Consider the following 15587-nt stretch of genomic DNA (forward strand, 5'->3'; position numbering starts at 1 on the left):
GTCACGCCGCCTCGACGAAGCGATGGCGCTCGTAGAGGAATTTCAGCACCGCCTCGCGCGCGGCGATGTAGGTGCGATCCGAGACCAGCTCGAGCCGTTTGCGCGGACGTGCCAGGCGCACGTCCAGCACCTCGCCGATGCGGGCGGAGGGGCCGTTGGTCATCATCACGATCCGGTCCGAGAGCAGCACCGCCTCGTCGACATCATGCGTGATCATGATCATGGTGTTGCCGAGCGTGGCATGGATCTGCATCACCGAGTCCTGCAGATGCGCGCGGGTCAGTGCGTCGAGCGCCCCGAAGGGCTCGTCGAGCAGCAGGATCTTCGGCTCCATCGCGAGACCGCGCGCGATGCCGACGCGCTGCTTCATGCCGCCGGAAATCTCGCCCGGGCGCTTGTCCCTGGCATGGCTCATCTGGACGAGGCCAAGATTGTGCATGATCCAGTCATGGCGCTCGGCCCGGCTCCTGGTCCGGCCAAAGACCTTGTTCACGGCGAGCGCGACATTGTCGTAGACGGTGAGCCAGGGCAGCAGTGAGTGGTTCTGGAAGACCACGGCGCGGTCAGGTCCCGGCGCGTTGACCTCCTTGCCCTCGAGCAGGATGCCGCCGGTCGTCGCAGGCGTGAGGCCGGCGACGATGTTGAGCAGGGTCGACTTGCCGCAACCGGAATGGCCGATGATCGAGACGAACTCGCCCTTGTCGATGACGAGGCTGACGTCCTTGAGCACGTCCGTCGTGGCGCCGCCGCGCTGGAAGCGTTTGTCGACATGGTCGATTTTGAGATAGCTCATCGCCTCAGTCCTCAGTTGGTCGCGGTGCCGCGGGTGACGACATGGCCGACGAGGGCGACGAGGCGGTCGAGCAGGAAGCCGACCACGCCGATATAGACCAGCGCCACGATGATGTCGGAGAGGCGGGACGAGTTCCACGCGTCCCAGATGAAGAAGCCGATGCCGACACCGCCGGTCAGCATCTCCGCTGCGACGATGGCAAGCCATGACAGGCCGACGCCGATCCGAAGCCCGGTGAAGATGTAGGGCGCGGCCGATGGCACCATGATCTTGAAGAAGAATTCGATCTGGTTGAGCCGCAGCACCTGCGCGACATTGCGGTAGTCCTGCGGGATGTTGCGGATGCCGACGGCGGTGTTGATGATCACTGGCCAGATCGCGGTGATGAAGATCACGAAGATCGCCGAGGGCTGGCTGTCGCGGAAGGCGGCGAGCGAGAGCGGCAGCCAGGCGAGCGGCGGCACGGTGCGCAGCACCTGGAAGACCGGGTCGAGCCCGCGCGTCGCCCAGACCGACTGGCCGACGAGCGCTCCGAGCAGCACGCCGGCGATGGCGGCCAGGCTGAAGCCGATGGCGACGCGCTGCAAAGAAACCAGGATGCGCCAGCCCAGCCCGATATCCTGCGAGCCCGCCCAGTAGAACGGCTCGACGATCAGGTCCTTCGCCTCCTCCCAGATCTTGCTCGGCGTCGGAAGCGAGGATTGCGGGCCGGAGGCGGCGAGCTGCCAGAACAGCAGGATGAGCGCGACCGTGATCAGCGGCGGCAGCAGGTTGGCGAACGCGCCTTTCGCAAGGGGAGCCAGCCTGGCCGCGAAGGACTTCGAGGGGCCGGCCGGCAGGGGCAGGACCTCGGACGGTTTCCCCGGGAGCGTGACGACCGTTGCGCCGGCAGCCGCGCCTTTCAAGACAGGCAGACCCATGTTCCAGTTTCTCCTCTGATCGCGCTCTTGCCTCTGATCGAGCTTTTCCGTCGCATTCGTCATGCCGCCTCGCTTGCGCCTGTCCGCGTGCCGATGCGGCGGATTTCGGGGAGGCAGGAGCCGCAATTGGTCCCCGCCTTGAGCTGGAGGCCGATCTCCTCGGCCGTCGCGGCTCCGGCCTCGAAGGCGGCGCGGATGGCGTTCAGGCCGACGCCGAAGCAGGCGCAGACGGTCGGTCCGGGGTCGGTGCCGCCGGGATTGCGTCCGGCAAGCAGCGCAAGCCGGCTCTCCACGGCGGCCGTTGGATCGGCGAAAGCGGCCTTCACCGTGTCCCAGAGCGGGGCGCGGCCGGCAGGAGCGAGGAAGAAAGCGGCCTGAAGCCGGCCGCCCCGGAGCACGGCACAGCGATAGCTGCCGCCGTCGCGGTCGATCAGCTCGGTCAGTTCGTCCGTGCCGAAACGCTCGCGCATCAGGATCGCGATTGCATCGATCGACGCGTTGGTGGCGAAAAGCCTGCCTTCGCCGCCCTGCACGGCAAGCCGTGCCCACCAGCTCTCCGCCGGCAGGGCGAAGGGCTCGCGCGCCAGGACGAAGCCCTCGAAGTGGTAGGCGACAGGCGCGATCGAAACCGGCGTCGCCTTCATTTCGGGCTGGCCCGAGAAGGGGTCGCAAAGCGGCTGCGTCAAGGCGCCGATGCGCGCGTCGGACGCCGTCTCGCCCGACCAGTGGATCGGCGCGAACGCTGCCCCCTCGGCCACGCCGCCCTCGGCCACGACCCTCAGGATCGCGGTGCCGTGGCTGCTGGCGAGGCGAGCGAAGCCGCCTTCCGCCAACCCAAAGCGCGCGATGTCGGCGGGATTCACCGAAACCGAAGGTTCGGCGATATGGGCGCTGAGCCGTGGACTGAAGCCGGTCCGCGTCATGGTGTGCCAGTGGTCACGGACACGGCCGGTATTGAGCAGCAGCGGGAAATCATCGCTCGTCTGCGCGGCGAGCTTCGGTGCGGCGAGCGGGCGCATCTGCGCGCGCCGTTCGGGGCCGAAAAAGCCGCCGTCGCCGAAGAGGCGGTCGGTGCCGCCGGGCTGCCATGCCGGTGCAGGCCACTGCACGGGCCGAAGCCCGTCATAGCCGGTCCGGTCGAGGCCGGCATGGGCGCCGATGTCGAAATCGCGCGTGCCGTCGTTCTCGAAGGCGGAGAGTGCCGCGTGCTCGGCATAGATCTCGTGCGGGCCGATGTAAGTGAAGGCCTCGCCGTGGCCGAGGCGCTTCGCGACTTCGCAGAGGATCCACCAGTCCGGCTTCACCTCGCCCGGCAGCGGCAGGAAGGCGCGCTGGCGCGAGATCCGCCGCTCGGAATTGGTGACGGTGCCGTCCTTCTCGCCCCAGGCCGCCGCTGGCAGGATGTAATGGGGTCTGGCTGTCAGGGTGTCGTTCGAGAGCACGTTCTCGGAGACGATGAAGAGGTCCAGTCCGGCGAGTGCGGCGCTGACCTTGTCGGCATTCGGGAGAGAGACGGCCGGGTTGGTCGCCATAACCCATAGGGCACGAATGCGACCATCCGCGGCCGCGTCCAGCATTTGGACGGCTTTCAGCCCCTCGCGGCGGGCGATGTTGGGTGCCTGCCAGAAGCGGCGGACGCGGTCGATCTCGTCCGGCGCGTAGCCCATATGGGCGGCGAGCATGTTGGCGAGCCCGCCGACCTCGCGCCCGCCCATGGCATTGGGCTGGCCGGTGAGGGAGAAGGGGCCACAGCCGGGCCGCCCGATCCGGCCGGTGGCGAGATGGCAGTTCAGGATGGCCGCGACCTTGTCCGTGCCCTGCGCCGACTGGTTGACGCCCTGGCTCCAGGCCGTGACCACATGGGGCGTGCTGGCCCAAAGTTCGTAAAAGGCCGCGATATGCTCGCTCCGCAGGCCGGTGGCGGCGGAAATCGCAGCGATGTCGGGCGCGATCTCGCGTGCATTCGCGAGCGCCTCGTCGAAGCCGGCGACATGGCGCGTGACATAGCTGCGGTCGACGAGGCCGCGATCGGCGAGATGAACGAGAAGGCCGGCGAAGAGCGCGGCGTCGGAGCCCGGCTTCAACGCCAGCATCATGTCGGCATCGTCCGCCGTCGCGGTGATGCGGGGATCGAGGACGACGAGGCGCGCGCCGCGCTCACGCCGGTTGTCCTGCATCCGCCGGAACAGGATCGGATGGCACCAGGCCGTGTTCGAGCCGACGAGGACGATCAGATCGGCGCTGTCGAAATCCTCATAGGCGCCGGGCACCGTGTCCGAGCCGAAGACCCGGCGCTGCGCCGCGACCGTCGAGGACATGCACAGCCGCGAATTGGTGTCGACATGGGGCGAGCCGATGAAGCCCTTCATCAGCTTGTTGGCGATGTAGTAATCCTCGGTCAGGAGCTGGCCCGAGAGATAGAAGGCGGCTGCCTCCGGCCCGTTGCGGTCGATGATGGCGCGCAAGCCGTCCGCCACCGCATCGAGTGCGGCGTCCCAGCTCACGCGGTCATAGCTGCCCGCCGCATTGCGCTTCAGCGGGTGCAGCACGCGGTGGCCGAGCCCCAGCGTCTCGCCGAGCGCGGAGCCCTTGGAACAGAGCCGTCCCCGATTGGTCGGATGCTCTCCATCGCCTGCGATGGCCGCGCCTCCTCGCCCGTCCGGTGTCGCCAGCACCCCGCAGCCGACCCCGCAATAGGGGCAGGTGGTGCGCGTCGCGGCCGGGGCGAGGGGAGCGTCATGGCGCATCAGGCGGCTTCCCTGACGCAATAGCTTTCGCCGAAGGGCAGGTCGGCGCGGATCGCGCTGATGTCCTGTTCCGAACGGATCAGCCCGAGATAGAACAGCGCGCCCTGCGTATCGCCGACCAGCACGCAGCCGGCGAGCCGGCCGTCGCGCAGTACGAACTTGCGGTAGATGCCGGCGGCGGGATCGCGCAGCACGACCGTCTCGGTGCCCTCGCCGGCGTCGAATTCGCCGGCCGAGAAGACACCGACGCCGGAGACCTTGAGATTGGTCGAAAGCAGCGAACCAGTATAGCGCTCCTTCTGGTCGGCGAGCCGCGCCGCCAGCACCCGCGCCTGCTCATAGGCCGGCTCGACCAGGCCGTAGGTCTGGCCACGGTGCTCGGCGCATTCGCCGATGGCGAAGATCGCGGGATCGCTGCTGGCAAGCCCGTCATCGACGTCGATGCCGCGGTTGACGTCGAGCCCCGCCGCCACCGCGAGGTCGACGCGCGGGCGCACGCCGATGGCGACGACGACGAGATCGGCCGGGATCGCGGTGCCGTCGGGCAACTCCACCGCCTCGACCCGACTCTCGCCGACGAAGCGCTCGGCCGTGCATTTCAGCCGGATATCGATGCCGCGCGCGGCGATCGCAGCGGCAAGGAGGCTCGCGCCCTCACGGTCGAGCTGGCGTTCCATCAGCCGGTCGGCCAGATGCAGGAGCGTGACCTTGCCGCCGATCCTGGCGAGCCCGTAAGCCGCCTCCAGACCGAGCAGCCCGCCACCGATCACCACGACATGCGCGCCCGCGGCCGCGGCGCGAAACCGCGTGGCATCGGCAACGTCGCGGAACGTGGCAACGCCGGGCAGCGCGAAACCCGGCACCGGCGGCATCAGCGGCCGCGAGCCGGTGGCGAGGACGAGCTTGCCATAGGGCAGGACGAGCCCGTCGCTCAGCGTCACCGTCCTGTCGGCGCGGTCGATCGCGATGACGGCGCGGCCGTAGAATGTCGAGACGCCCCGCGCCCGCCACCACTCCGCCGGCCTGAGCTCGATCTCGCTGCCGCCGATCTCGCCCGCCAGCAGGGGCGAGAGCAGGACGCGGTTATAGGCGAGGTGCGGCTCGTCCCCGATCACGGCGATGGAATAGCGCCCGAGCGCGCGCTGGCTGAGCTCATCGGCCAGCCGTGTCGCGGCCATGCCATTGCCGACGATGATCAGTGGCTCGGCCATGGCGTCACGCCACCCGCTTGATCTTCAGCGCCTTGAGATAGTCCAGCGGCGCGGCGGGATCGAACTTCATGCCGTCGAAGAAGGTCTCGACGCCGCGGGAATCGGCGGCCGGGGCACCAGTGATGCCCAGCGTCTTGGCGGCCTCGCGCCAGAGATCGGCACGGTTGGTCCTGTCGACCAGCGCCTTGATGTCGATGGTCGGGTCGAACTTGCCCCAGCGGATGTTCTCGGTGACGAACCAGGTGTCGAGGCTCTTCCAGGGATAGGAGGTCGCGCCGCCTTCGCCCCAGAACTTCATGTAGAGATTGGTGCCCTTCGCCTCGCGGCCATTGCCGTAGTTGATATCGCCGAGCAGGCGCTTGTTGATGTCGCCGGTGGGGACGTTGAACCATTGCCGCTTGCCGACGATCTCGGCGAGTTCCTGACGGTTCTCCATCCTGTCGGCCCAGATCTGGGCCTCCATCACCGCCATCAGGATGGCCTGCGTCGCCCTCGGGTTGGCGTCGACGAAATCGGCGCGCATGCCGAGGATTTTCTCGGGATGACGGAACCAGAGCTCGCCGGTGGTCAGCGCGGTGTAGCCGATGTTCTGGTTGACGAGCTGTTCGTTCCACGGCTCGCCGACGCAGAAGCAGTCCATGGTGCCGACCTTCATGTTCGCCACCATCTGCGGCGGCGGCACGACGATGACCTTGATCTCGGTATCGGGGTCGATGCCGCCGGCAGCGAGCCAGTAGCGGATCCAGAGATCATGGGTGCCGCCCGGGAAGGTCATCGCGGCGGTCAGTTCCTTGCCGGCGGCCTTCTTGCGCTCGAAGGCCTGCTTCAGCGGCGAGGCGTCCTTCTGGACGGTGAGGTCCTTGTACTCGTTCGAGACCGAGATCGCCTGCCCGTCCTCGTTGAGGTTGAGCAACGTGTACATCGGCAGCGGCTGACCGTTCTGCATCACCTTGCCGGTTGCATAGAGATGCGTCTTCGGGCGCAGGATGTGGCCGCCATCGATGCCGTTCGCCTTGAAACCGAGCGCCATGTTGTCGCGCGTCGCGCCCCAGGAGGCCTGCTTAGCGATCTCCATGTCCGGCAGGCCGTGCTTGGCGAAGAGGCCTTTCTCCTTCGCGATGATCAGCGGCGAGGCATCGGTCAGGGCGATATAACCGAGCCGCGTGCCCTTGACCTCGGGGCCTGTCCCCTGCGCGAAGGCGCCGGAGGGCAGGGCCGCCTTCGCCGCGGCAAGCAGCGCAGCCGTGCCTGACACGCGCAGGAAGTCGCGGCGGCTCGCGCTCGTCTGCCGGGCTGCGACCGTCCGGATGCCGGTCCTGGAGCTGTGCGTCATGGATCGCCTCCCGATTGCTGAATGGCTGCCCGCCTGAAGCCACCCCGAACGCGAAAACGTCGCGCGAAAAACACCTGGCAGGTGCATTCGACAGCGACGTTGCTGTGTCTTCCGGATCGGGATGGCGCGGGCAGCTTTGGCCGCGTCGCAACATATTCTACAAGGATCGTGCCAACCGCTTCGCCGCCGGAACTGGCCTCGAATTGCACGAGACTGCCAGTCGGGGCGCTCACGGGGCGGGACAGGCGTGGATTGCTGCGGCGCACAATCACACCGCAACTGCCTAATTCATAGGCACAGATTTGCCAGAGACGAAGATGCCGTCAAATTGGGCGGCATGAAGCCGAGCCGCAGGGGCAGCATCGTCATTTCAGCATCTCCGCGGCGGTGATCAGGGAGCGGGCGATGTCGACGAGCTTGCGCTTCTCGTTCATCGCGGTGCGGCGCATCAAGGCATAGGCGTCGTCCTCGGAGAGGCTCTTCAGCCGCATGACGATGCTCTTGGCCCGGTCGACCGTCTTGCGATCCTCAAGCTGCGAGCGGGCTTCGTCGAGCTCCTCGCGCAGCTTTCGGACAGCATTGAAGCGGCTGATGCAGATCTGCAGGATCGGCTGTATCCGTTCCTTCTTCAGCCCGTCGACGATATAGGCGGAAACACCGGCCTCGACCGCCGCTTCGATCGAGGCCGCGTCGGATTGGTCCACGAACAGGGTGATCGGGCGGCGGACATGGCGGCTGACCAGAAACATGTCGGCCAGGGCATCGCGGCCGGGGTTTTCGAGGTCGATCACCACCACGTCGGGATCGTGGGCCTCGATGGCGGCCACAAGCCCCGTGGTTGCGATGAGGTGGACAAGTTGCTGGTAGCCCGCTTCGCGCAGGCCTTCCGCGATGATCGCAGCCCTGATCTGGTTCGCGCCGACGATGAGGATACACAGATTGGGCGCCATGCCTTGCCGATGATCCCGGTTGAATGATCAGGGATCACTCAATCAGGAATCGTGCCATCCAAGTTTGCCTGTCCGCATGACGAAACGGCCGTCGCGTGGACGGTCGCGTTGAAGGGTTGTACGCGCTCCTGGCCGGGCGGCGCCGGCCAGGTTGCGTCTGCAGGGGGCGGGGTTGCGTTGTGCCCGCTACGGTGCCGGACAGGCTGCGCCGCTATCGGCCCAAGCCTGCATCAGAGCACCGAATTCGGCCGCCGTGCCGGGAGCGGGCGTGCGCCCCTTGCCGGGTTTCCAGCCCCAGAGCACGAGGGTGTCGGTGGTGACGTGCTTGATCAGCGCCGCGGCGTCACGGCTGCCGTTGCGGTTCTGATCCTTCAACTGCTCGCAGATCTGGCCGATCGTCTTGCCTTCCCAGGCCATCGAGGCCGGAGCGAGCGCCCAATGCCCATCGCCCGGAACGCCTGCCGGGTCGAAGTTCTGTTTGCCGTGACAGGTTGCACAAGGCAGGCCGGCCGCGCCGTGGCCGTCCTTGCCACGCACGACGACGGGCTCGTGCAGCTTGCGCAGATCGCCCTGGCGCGGCCGCTCCGTCGCGGGGTGGCAGTTCATGCAGCGCGGATGGGTGAGCACCTTGCCCATCTCGTTGAACAGTGCGACCGAGCGGTCGTGCTGATTGGCGATCGAGGCGAAGCTCGACGCCGGGCGCAAGGTCGCGCCGCCGGATTGGGCCTGCCCGGCATTCTGCGCCCAGGTCAAGGCGCTGCCACCGAGGCAGACGGCGAGCGCCGCGCCTGCGGCGAGGATCAGGTTGCGGCTCATCAGACCGAGCCTCCCTGCATCGGCAGCTGGCGCGGCCGGCCATGACCGAGCGCGGCGAGCGCATTGGCGACGGCGGGGCCGATCGGCGGGACGCCGGGTTCGCCGATGCCGCTCGGCTTCTCGGTCGAGGCGATGATCGCCACCTCGACCTCGGGCATCTCGTGGATGCGCAACGAGCGGTATTCGTGGAAATTGGTCTGGACCGGCCGGCCGCCGTCGAGCGTGATCTGGCCGTAGAGGGCGTGGCCGAGGCCGAAGCCGATGCCGCCCTCGACCTGCGCCCGGATGATGTCGGGATTGACGGCGACGCCGCAATCGACCGCGCACCAGACCTTGTGCACCTTCGGCTCGCCTTCAGGCCCCATCGAGACCTCGGCGATCTGGGCGACGAAGGAACCGAAGCTCTCGACCACGGCGACGCCGCGGGCGCGGCCGTCGACCGGCCCTGGCCCCTTCCAGCCCGCGAGCTCGGCCACGGCCTTGAGCACCCCGGCGGAGCGCGGATGCCTGTCACCCATCAAGGCAAGCCGGCCCTGGACCGCATCCTGCCCGGCCGCCTGTAGCAACTCGTCGACGAAGCACTCGACGGCGTAGCCGGTATGGGTGTGGCCGACCGAGCGCCACCACAGGGTCGGCACGCCGACCTTGGGGTTGTGCACCTCGCAGCGGAAATCCGGCACCTCGTAGAAGATCTCGTTGGCGCCCTCGACCGAGGTCGCGTCAATGCCGTTCTTCACGACCATCGCCTCGAAGGGCGTGCCGAGGAAGAAGGACTGGCCGACGAGGGTGCTCGACCAGGCCGCGATCCTGCCGTCCTTCACAGCACCTCTGAAGCGATGCACGAAGAGCGGGCGGTAGTAGCCGCCGGTCAGGTCGTCCTCGCGGGTCCAGACCACCTTGACCGGGCGGTTCGGGCCGATCGTCTTGGCGACGGTGGCGAGTTCGGCCGCCAGATGCTGGCTGACCTGCGCGCGTCGGCCGAAGCTGCCGCCGGCGAGCATGGTCTCGAGCGTCACCTTCTCGGGCGGCAGGCCGAGGACGCTGGCGATGGTCTGGTGCTCTGTGGTCTGGAACTGGCTGCCGAAGCGGGCATGCGCCTTTTCACCGTCCCATTCGAGATAGCCGTCGAGCGGCTCCATCGGCGCATGAGCGAGATAGGGGAAGACGAACTCGGCCTCGATGACCTTGTCAGCCTTGGCGAGCGCCGCTTCGGCATCGCCATGGCTGCCGGCGACGGTGCCGGGCTGCCGGACGAGCTTGCGGTATTCGGCGATCAGTTCGGGGCTGCCGCGCTTCTCGGCAGCGCTGTCGTCCCAGATCACCTTCAGCGCTTCACGACCCTTCAGAGCCGGCCACATGCCATTGGCATAGACCGCGACGCCGTAACCGATCGACTTCACATCGACAACGCCCTTGACCTTGAGCGCCGCGGCCGCATCGAAGCTCGCGACCTTGCCGCCGAAGCGCGGCGAACGGGCGACGACGACCGTCAGCATGCCGGGTGCGTGGATATCGATGGTGAACTGCGCCTTGCCGCGCGACTTGTCGGCGCTGTCGAGGCGCTTCACCGCGCCGTCCTTGCCGATCAGCTTGTAGGCCGAGGCCGGCTTCAGGGGCGGGTTCTCCGGCACCGTCAGTTTCGCGGCGGCCTCCGCGAATTCGCCGAACGAGCCCCTGCGGCCGGAAGCGTGGCTGATCACACCCTCCTCGACCTTGATCTCGCCGGCCGGGACCTTCCAGCTATCGGCCGCGGCCTGCACCAGCATCATGCGCGCCGCGGCGCCCGCCTTGCGCATCTGCTCCCAGCTATTGGCGATGGCGGTCGAGCCGCCGGTGCCCTGCACGCCGAAGGCGAGATTGGCATAGAGCTTGACGTCGGCAGGCGCGTGCTCGGCGCGCATCTGGCTCCAGGCCGCATCCATCTCCTCCGCCGCGAGCGTGGCGAGGCCGGTGAAGGGGCCTTGCCCCATTTCGATATGCTTGATCAGCACGGTCACGGTCGAGTCGGGCGCGACGCGGATGAAGGCGTTCGGCGCGAAGCTGGCGTTGCCGCCGGGCCGATAGGCCGCGCCGGCGCCGGACTGGGCCTTGGCCCCGCGCGGCAGATGGAAGCCGATGACGAGGGCGCCGGCGCCGGCCAGCAGCGTACGGCGGGAGAGCTTGGGATCATGCGCGGTCATGGCTCAGATCTCCAGCGCGCGGGCCGCGTCATGGATCGCGGCGCGGATGCGGACATAAGTGGCGCAGCGGCAGATATTGCCGTTCATCGCGAGGTCGATGTCGCGATCCGTCGGCTTCCTGTTTTCCTTGAGCAGCGCGATGGCGCTCATCACCTGGCCGGACTGGCAATAGCCGCATTGCGGCACGTCACGCGCGGTCCAGGCGGCCTGGACGGCATCCGCCTCCTTGCCGGCGAGGCCTTCGATGGTGGTGATCTCGCTGGTGCCGATCGCCGAGACCGGCGTCACGCAGGAGCGCAGCGGTTGGCCGTCGATGAAGACGGTGCAGGCGCCACATTGGGCCACGCCGCAGCCGAACTTGGTACCGGTCAGGCCGAGATTGTCGCGGATGACCCAGAGCAGGGGCGTGTCGTCGTCGACATCGACGGTGTGCGCCGTCCCGTTGACCTTGAGAGAGACCATGGTTGCCTCCGATGCTGGCAGGACGCAGCGCGGCACCATGGTGCGGATCGAGGGCTCGCCCTCGATGGCCCGATCTGACATACCAGATGGCGGGCGATGGATCCGTAGCCCTGGGTCGCGCGGCTGGACTATTTAGACGATTTGAGTCTAATTAGGATGGTCGCGCGCAGTTTGGATTTTGTCAAGACTACTGACGCCGCAATGCCGAACAAAAGCGTAAGCCCGAGCCCGCTCCCCGTCGACGATGCCCATGCCCGCGTCGACCAGATCGCCGATGCGGCGCTGCGGCTGTTTGCCCGCTATGGCTACAAGCGTAGCTCGATGGACGACATCGCCAGGGAGGCCGGGCTCGCCAAGGCGACGCTCTACCTGCATTTCAAGGGCAAGGACGACGTCTTCCGAGCCATGCTGGACCTGCTCGGACGTCGCGTCGAAGCACGTTGCCGTGAGGTGGTTGCGGCGCAGGGACCGTTTCCGGAGCGGCTCGCTGCGCTGCTCCAGGCCCATCACGGGCAGGCCTATGCCAGTTTCGGCACCGGCGAGCACCTTGTCGAGCTGAAGGCGGTGATGAACACCATCGCGACGCGCCAATTGCAGGCTTTCGAACGGATCTTCACGACGTTTGCCCGCGACATGCTCTTGCAGGCCGAACAACGCGGAGAGATTGCCTTGCCGCGTCTCTCGGTCAGCGCCGAGGATTGGGTTGCCAGCCTGCTCTTCGCCGCCGCGGGAGCGAAGCTCGGCACCGCACCGGGCGCCGAGGACTATGCACGCCGGCTCGAGGCGATCGCGTCGGTCTTCGCTGCAGCCCTGGCGCCATAGGTGTGAATGGTCAGGGGGGCCTGGTCCGCAGGTCCCGCCGACTTTCACGAGAACAAGATCTTAGGTATGGCGCGCCATTCAGGATAAAACTGCGAACACTTATGTAGTTAAGATAGCATTGTAATTTATCCCGCCCGGAACTGCCCGGCGTTGCCTTGGATCATCCGTTTGCGGACTTGGCCCTTAACGGACACGCGGAACATCCGCTTTCCGGAAACCCAGTTTGCGAGGCGATTTTGCGGCCAATCCTGACCCGATTACGGGCGTAGGCATTGTCCGGTTGAGGACGCGCTCATGAGCCGATCGAAGGTGGGCCAGCCAGTCGCGCCGCGGACACCGGCCAACTAGCCTTCATGGTCCAAAAGTGAAGCGATCCGACGTTGAACATCAACGGGGTCTGGAATGTGGCGATACTCGATCGTCGGCAGCATTTGCGGAATGGTTGCTAAAACGTCTTCGGTCCCCGACGCATAAACGAGTGCATCCACCTCTGCCGCCAGCGACGCGATGTCGGCGGCGCTCCCTGCTGTCAAATTCAGAAGCCCGAGAGAGGTTGCAAAGCGGGTAACCCCCGACTTCATGATCGGCAGGAACTCCGGAACGCGAGCAACCAGCAGCAGGCGAGCCCCCGACTCGATGGCCGCAAGCGCGCGACGCGTCTCCTCGGCAGGAACAAAGCGTATCCCAACGACTCGGGCGCCGGGCAAAAGGCTGGCAACTTCGCGTCTTCGGTTGACGAAGGTCACGACGAGATCGGACGAAGCGATCCTCGACCGGGATGCGGAATCCTGCTGAATCTGATTCATCGTCGCCGGTTCGACGGTTGCTGTCGGGCCGATCTGCTCCGCGATCAGTCGGGCGTAGCGCGCCGTTGTCGGCCCGAAGAGGCCGACCACTGCAATGCTCTTGCGGCGGCCGAGACGGGCCCGCGACGCCAGTCGTGCATGGATCAGCGATGCAACATCCGAGGTGCGCAACCCGAGCGACAAACCCTTATCGATCAACGCGTCGATCTGACCATGCAGCGCGGCAAAGCCCTCCTGCGCGTGCAACGGCTCGCCGCCGCTTTCGGCAATGAAGGTGCCCGAACCTGCGCGGGTCTCTATCAGCCCGAGCCCCTTTAGATCGGAGTAAGCTTGGCTCACGGTCATCGGTGCCACGCCGAGTGCAGAAGCCAAGTCCCTGACCGAGGGTAACGGCTCACCCGGTGCCGCATCGCCACAAGCGATCGCATATTCGATCAAGCCCTTGAGCTGCTGCCGGATCGAAATCGGCAAGGACCTGTCGATCGTGAAATCCATGCGTTGCCTTCCCAACACGTGCTGCGGCGCGTTTGCTGCGAGTGACTCATTTGCCTATCCGAGGAATTTCGTCCCACATGGAACTTATTGACGGCCGCTGACGCACGTGAGAGTGTTATAGTATCATGGTACAGTTCGGAAGCGACGCATCAGGGCCGACCTTCTCCGCACCCACGTCCTCCACAGCGGGCGGGATGGGCTGATCGATGGCCGGCTATGTCCTCAAGCGCTTCGTCGCGATCATAGCCCTGACCTTCGGCATCACTGTCGTAGCCTTCCTCATCATCCGCCTGATTCCTGGCGATCCCGTCATCGCCATGCTGGGCACCGGCGCGGGCGACAAAGAGATGATCTCGAGGCTGCGTGAGCAACTGGGCCTGACCCGACCGCTGCACGAGCAGTACTTCGTCTGGATCGGCCAGGTGCTCCGCGGTGATTTCGGCTATTCCTATGCGAACCAGCAAACGGTCTCATCGCTGATCGCCTCCAGCTTTCCTGCGACTGCCCAGTTGACGCTGGCGGCATTGACGATCTCGCTGATCTTCGGTTCGGCGATCGGCATCGTCGCGGCAGTGAGACGCAATCGCGCAGCCGACACCGCCGGCATGGGCTTCGCGCTGATCTGCATGTCGATCCCGAGCTTCTGGCTCGGCCTGCTGCTGATCCTGATGTTCGCCGTTGTATGGCCGATCTTCGATGTCGTCGGCGGGACCGGACTAAAGGGCCTCGTGTTGCCGGCGGTGACACTGGCTCTCGGCACGATGGGCTTCAATGCCCGCTTCATTCGCTCCAGTGTCATCACTGCGCTGGCACAGCAGCACGTCACCACCGCCCGCGCCAAGGGTGTGCCGGAGGTCAGGTTGTTCGCTTGGCATGTCATGCGCAATGCGCTGCTGCCGATCCTCACCATCGTCGGCCTGCAGATCGGCCAACTCCTCTCCGGCTCGGTCATCGTCGAGACTGTATTCTCGCGGCCGGGCATCGGACGCCTCCTGATCCAGGCGATCCTGGCCAAAGACTACATGACGGTGCAGGCGCTGATCATGATGATCGCGCTCATCTACGCGCTGTCGAACTTCATCGTCGATATCCTCTACCCCGTGCTCGATCCGCGGATCGCACGATGACGGATAGCACTCAAATTCCCGCCGTCTTCGCAGTCGAGCCCAATCCGGCCGTGCTCGCTACCCGTCGCTGGTCGCGCCGCCGCGCCGTGCTGCGCGCGCTTCGTCACCGCAGCCTTTCGCTCGGTCTCGTCATCTGCACGATGCTGGCGTTCCTCGCCTTCGTCCTGCCGCTGTTCATCACGGTCGATCCAGTCGCGCAGGACCCGATGGCGACCTTCTCGCCGCCCACCGCGGTCCACCTCATGGGCACTGATGCATTTGGCCGCGACCTGCTTGCGCGGGTTCTGATCGGCGCGCGCACCACGATGATCGCCAGCCTCTCCGTGGTCCTGCTCGGGGCACTCGCCGGCACCACGGTCGGCATCGTCGCGGGCTATGTTGGCGGGGCGGTGGGCTTCGGCATCATGCGCCTCATCGACCTCCTCCTTGCCTTCCCCGGCATCCTGCTGGCGCTCACCGTGACGGCGATCCTCGGACCAGGTCTCGTCAACGGCGTCCTCGCCATCGCGGTGATCCTCGTGCCGGTCTTCGCACGGCTCGTCGAGGGGGCGACGGTCGAGGTTCGCGGGTTGCCTTACGTCGAGGCGGCGCGCTGCGCCGGCGCCTCCCAGGCGCGGATCATCCTGCGCTACATCCTGCCCAATGTGATGTCAGGCATCATCGTGCTGACCACGACCTGGCTCGGCATCGCCGCGCTCTGGGTCACGGCGCTCGGCTTCATCGGCCTCGGCGTTCAGCCGCCGACGCCGGAGCTCGGCGCGATCCTGAACGACGGCCAGAACTACATCACGCTCGCCTGGTGGATCACGGTGTTCCCAGGACTCTTCCTCTCACTCTTCGTCGTCGGCGTGAACCTGGTCGGCGATGGTCTGCGGGATGAACTCGACCCGACGCTCAATCGCGGCTGAAGCCGCCCAAAAAAGGG

The 15587-nt window shown here is 66.6% G+C and carries 13 protein-coding genes; 3 read left to right on the forward strand and 10 right to left on the reverse strand.

Annotation, left to right across the window (positions count from 1 at the left end; all coding sequences use genetic code 11):
• Position 1 precedes the first annotated feature (1 nt).
• The 9 genes from ACWIEX_RS00845 to ACWIEX_RS00885 all read right to left on the reverse strand — a co-directional run bounded on the left by ACWIEX_RS00845 (position 2) and on the right by ACWIEX_RS00885 (position 11412).
• Positions 2-793 (reverse strand): ABC transporter ATP-binding protein, encoded by a 792-nt coding sequence (locus tag ACWIEX_RS00845; RefSeq protein ID WP_454031272.1) that lies wholly within the window; start codon positions 791-793, stop codon positions 2-4.
• An 11-nt stretch (positions 794-804) separates the two neighbouring features.
• Positions 805-1713, reverse strand: a complete 909-nt coding sequence (gene ntrB / locus ACWIEX_RS00850; protein WP_454031273.1) for a nitrate ABC transporter permease — start codon at positions 1711-1713, stop codon at positions 805-807.
• A gap of 59 nt (positions 1714-1772) precedes the next feature.
• Entirely contained in the window at positions 1773-4460 is a 2688-nt protein-coding gene (locus tag ACWIEX_RS00855; RefSeq protein ID WP_454031274.1) for a molybdopterin-dependent oxidoreductase, read from the reverse strand.
• Positions 4460-5671 carry an NAD(P)/FAD-dependent oxidoreductase gene (locus ACWIEX_RS00860; protein WP_454031275.1) on the reverse strand — a complete coding sequence of 404 codons (1212 nt, stop codon included), beginning with the start codon at positions 5669-5671 and terminating at the stop codon, positions 4460-4462. The genes ACWIEX_RS00855 and ACWIEX_RS00860 overlap by 1 nt, the downstream gene beginning before the upstream one ends.
• A 4-nt stretch (positions 5672-5675) precedes the next feature.
• The gene (locus ACWIEX_RS00865) at positions 5676-7004 is read right to left on the reverse strand and encodes a CmpA/NrtA family ABC transporter substrate-binding protein (protein WP_454031276.1); all 1329 of its coding nucleotides are present in this window, start codon (positions 7002-7004) and stop codon (positions 5676-5678) included.
• A gap of 365 nt (positions 7005-7369) precedes the next feature.
• Positions 7370-7954 carry an ANTAR domain-containing response regulator gene (locus ACWIEX_RS00870; protein WP_454031277.1) on the reverse strand — a complete coding sequence of 195 codons (585 nt, stop codon included), beginning with the start codon at positions 7952-7954 and terminating at the stop codon, positions 7370-7372.
• Between the two features lie 186 nt (positions 7955-8140).
• The gene (locus ACWIEX_RS00875; protein ID WP_454031278.1) at positions 8141-8770 is read right to left on the reverse strand and encodes an Isoquinoline 1-oxidoreductase subunit; all 630 of its coding nucleotides are present in this window, start codon (positions 8768-8770) and stop codon (positions 8141-8143) included.
• A complete protein-coding gene (locus ACWIEX_RS00880) occupies positions 8770-10950 on the reverse strand; it encodes a xanthine dehydrogenase family protein molybdopterin-binding subunit (RefSeq protein WP_454031279.1) in 2181 nt (726 codons plus the stop codon). Before ACWIEX_RS00880 ends, ACWIEX_RS00875 begins: the two co-directional genes overlap by 1 nt.
• 3 nt (positions 10951-10953) lie before the next feature.
• Positions 10954-11412 carry a (2Fe-2S)-binding protein gene (locus ACWIEX_RS00885; protein ID WP_454031280.1) on the reverse strand — a complete coding sequence of 153 codons (459 nt, stop codon included), beginning with the start codon at positions 11410-11412 and terminating at the stop codon, positions 10954-10956.
• A 201-nt stretch (positions 11413-11613) separates the two neighbouring features.
• On the opposite strand from ACWIEX_RS00885, the gene ACWIEX_RS00890 reads away from it, so the two are divergent.
• Positions 11614-12234: a TetR/AcrR family transcriptional regulator gene (locus ACWIEX_RS00890; RefSeq protein ID WP_454031281.1), complete on the forward strand. Its 621-nt coding sequence runs from the start codon at positions 11614-11616 to the stop codon at positions 12232-12234.
• Positions 12235-12578: 344 nt separating this feature from the next.
• Here ACWIEX_RS00890 and ACWIEX_RS00895 read toward each other — a convergent pair whose 3' ends face one another.
• Entirely contained in the window at positions 12579-13535 is a 957-nt protein-coding gene (locus tag ACWIEX_RS00895; protein WP_113586928.1) for a GntR family transcriptional regulator, read from the reverse strand.
• A 206-nt stretch (positions 13536-13741) separates the two neighbouring features.
• Between ACWIEX_RS00895 and ACWIEX_RS00900 the strand changes: the two genes are divergently transcribed.
• Both ACWIEX_RS00900 and ACWIEX_RS00905 read left to right on the forward strand, forming a co-directional pair.
• Positions 13742-14662 (forward strand): ABC transporter permease, encoded by a 921-nt coding sequence (locus ACWIEX_RS00900; protein WP_454031282.1) that lies wholly within the window; start codon positions 13742-13744, stop codon positions 14660-14662.
• Entirely contained in the window at positions 14659-15570 is a 912-nt protein-coding gene (locus tag ACWIEX_RS00905; protein ID WP_454031283.1) for an ABC transporter permease, read from the forward strand. Before ACWIEX_RS00900 ends, ACWIEX_RS00905 begins: the two co-directional genes overlap by 4 nt.
• Positions 15571-15587: the final 17 nt, after the last annotated feature.

The organism is Allobosea sp. NPDC055353 (assembly GCF_053644975.1).

Coding starts and splice junctions, on each gene's coding strand:
- ACWIEX_RS00845 (WP_454031272.1), bottom strand. CDS start 793: ATGAGCTATCTCAAAATCGACCATGTCGACAAACGCTTCCAGCGCGGC.
- ntrB (WP_454031273.1), bottom strand. CDS start 1,713: ATGGGTCTGCCTGTCTTGAAAGGCGCGGCTGCCGGCGCAACGGTCGTC.
- ACWIEX_RS00855 (WP_454031274.1), bottom strand. CDS start 4,460: ATGCGCCATGACGCTCCCCTCGCCCCGGCCGCGACGCGCACCACCTGC.
- ACWIEX_RS00860 (WP_454031275.1), bottom strand. CDS start 5,671: ATGGCCGAGCCACTGATCATCGTCGGCAATGGCATGGCCGCGACACGG.
- ACWIEX_RS00865 (WP_454031276.1), bottom strand. CDS start 7,004: ATGACGCACAGCTCCAGGACCGGCATCCGGACGGTCGCAGCCCGGCAG.
- ACWIEX_RS00870 (WP_454031277.1), bottom strand. CDS start 7,954: ATGGCGCCCAATCTGTGTATCCTCATCGTCGGCGCGAACCAGATCAGG.
- ACWIEX_RS00875 (WP_454031278.1), bottom strand. CDS start 8,770: ATGAGCCGCAACCTGATCCTCGCCGCAGGCGCGGCGCTCGCCGTCTGC.
- ACWIEX_RS00880 (WP_454031279.1), bottom strand. CDS start 10,950: ATGACCGCGCATGATCCCAAGCTCTCCCGCCGTACGCTGCTGGCCGGC.
- ACWIEX_RS00885 (WP_454031280.1), bottom strand. CDS start 11,412: ATGGTCTCTCTCAAGGTCAACGGGACGGCGCACACCGTCGATGTCGAC.
- ACWIEX_RS00890 (WP_454031281.1), top strand. CDS start 11,614: ATGCCGAACAAAAGCGTAAGCCCGAGCCCGCTCCCCGTCGACGATGCC.
- ACWIEX_RS00895 (WP_113586928.1), bottom strand. CDS start 13,535: ATGGATTTCACGATCGACAGGTCCTTGCCGATTTCGATCCGGCAGCAG.
- ACWIEX_RS00900 (WP_454031282.1), top strand. CDS start 13,742: ATGGCCGGCTATGTCCTCAAGCGCTTCGTCGCGATCATAGCCCTGACC.
- ACWIEX_RS00905 (WP_454031283.1), top strand. CDS start 14,659: ATGACGGATAGCACTCAAATTCCCGCCGTCTTCGCAGTCGAGCCCAAT.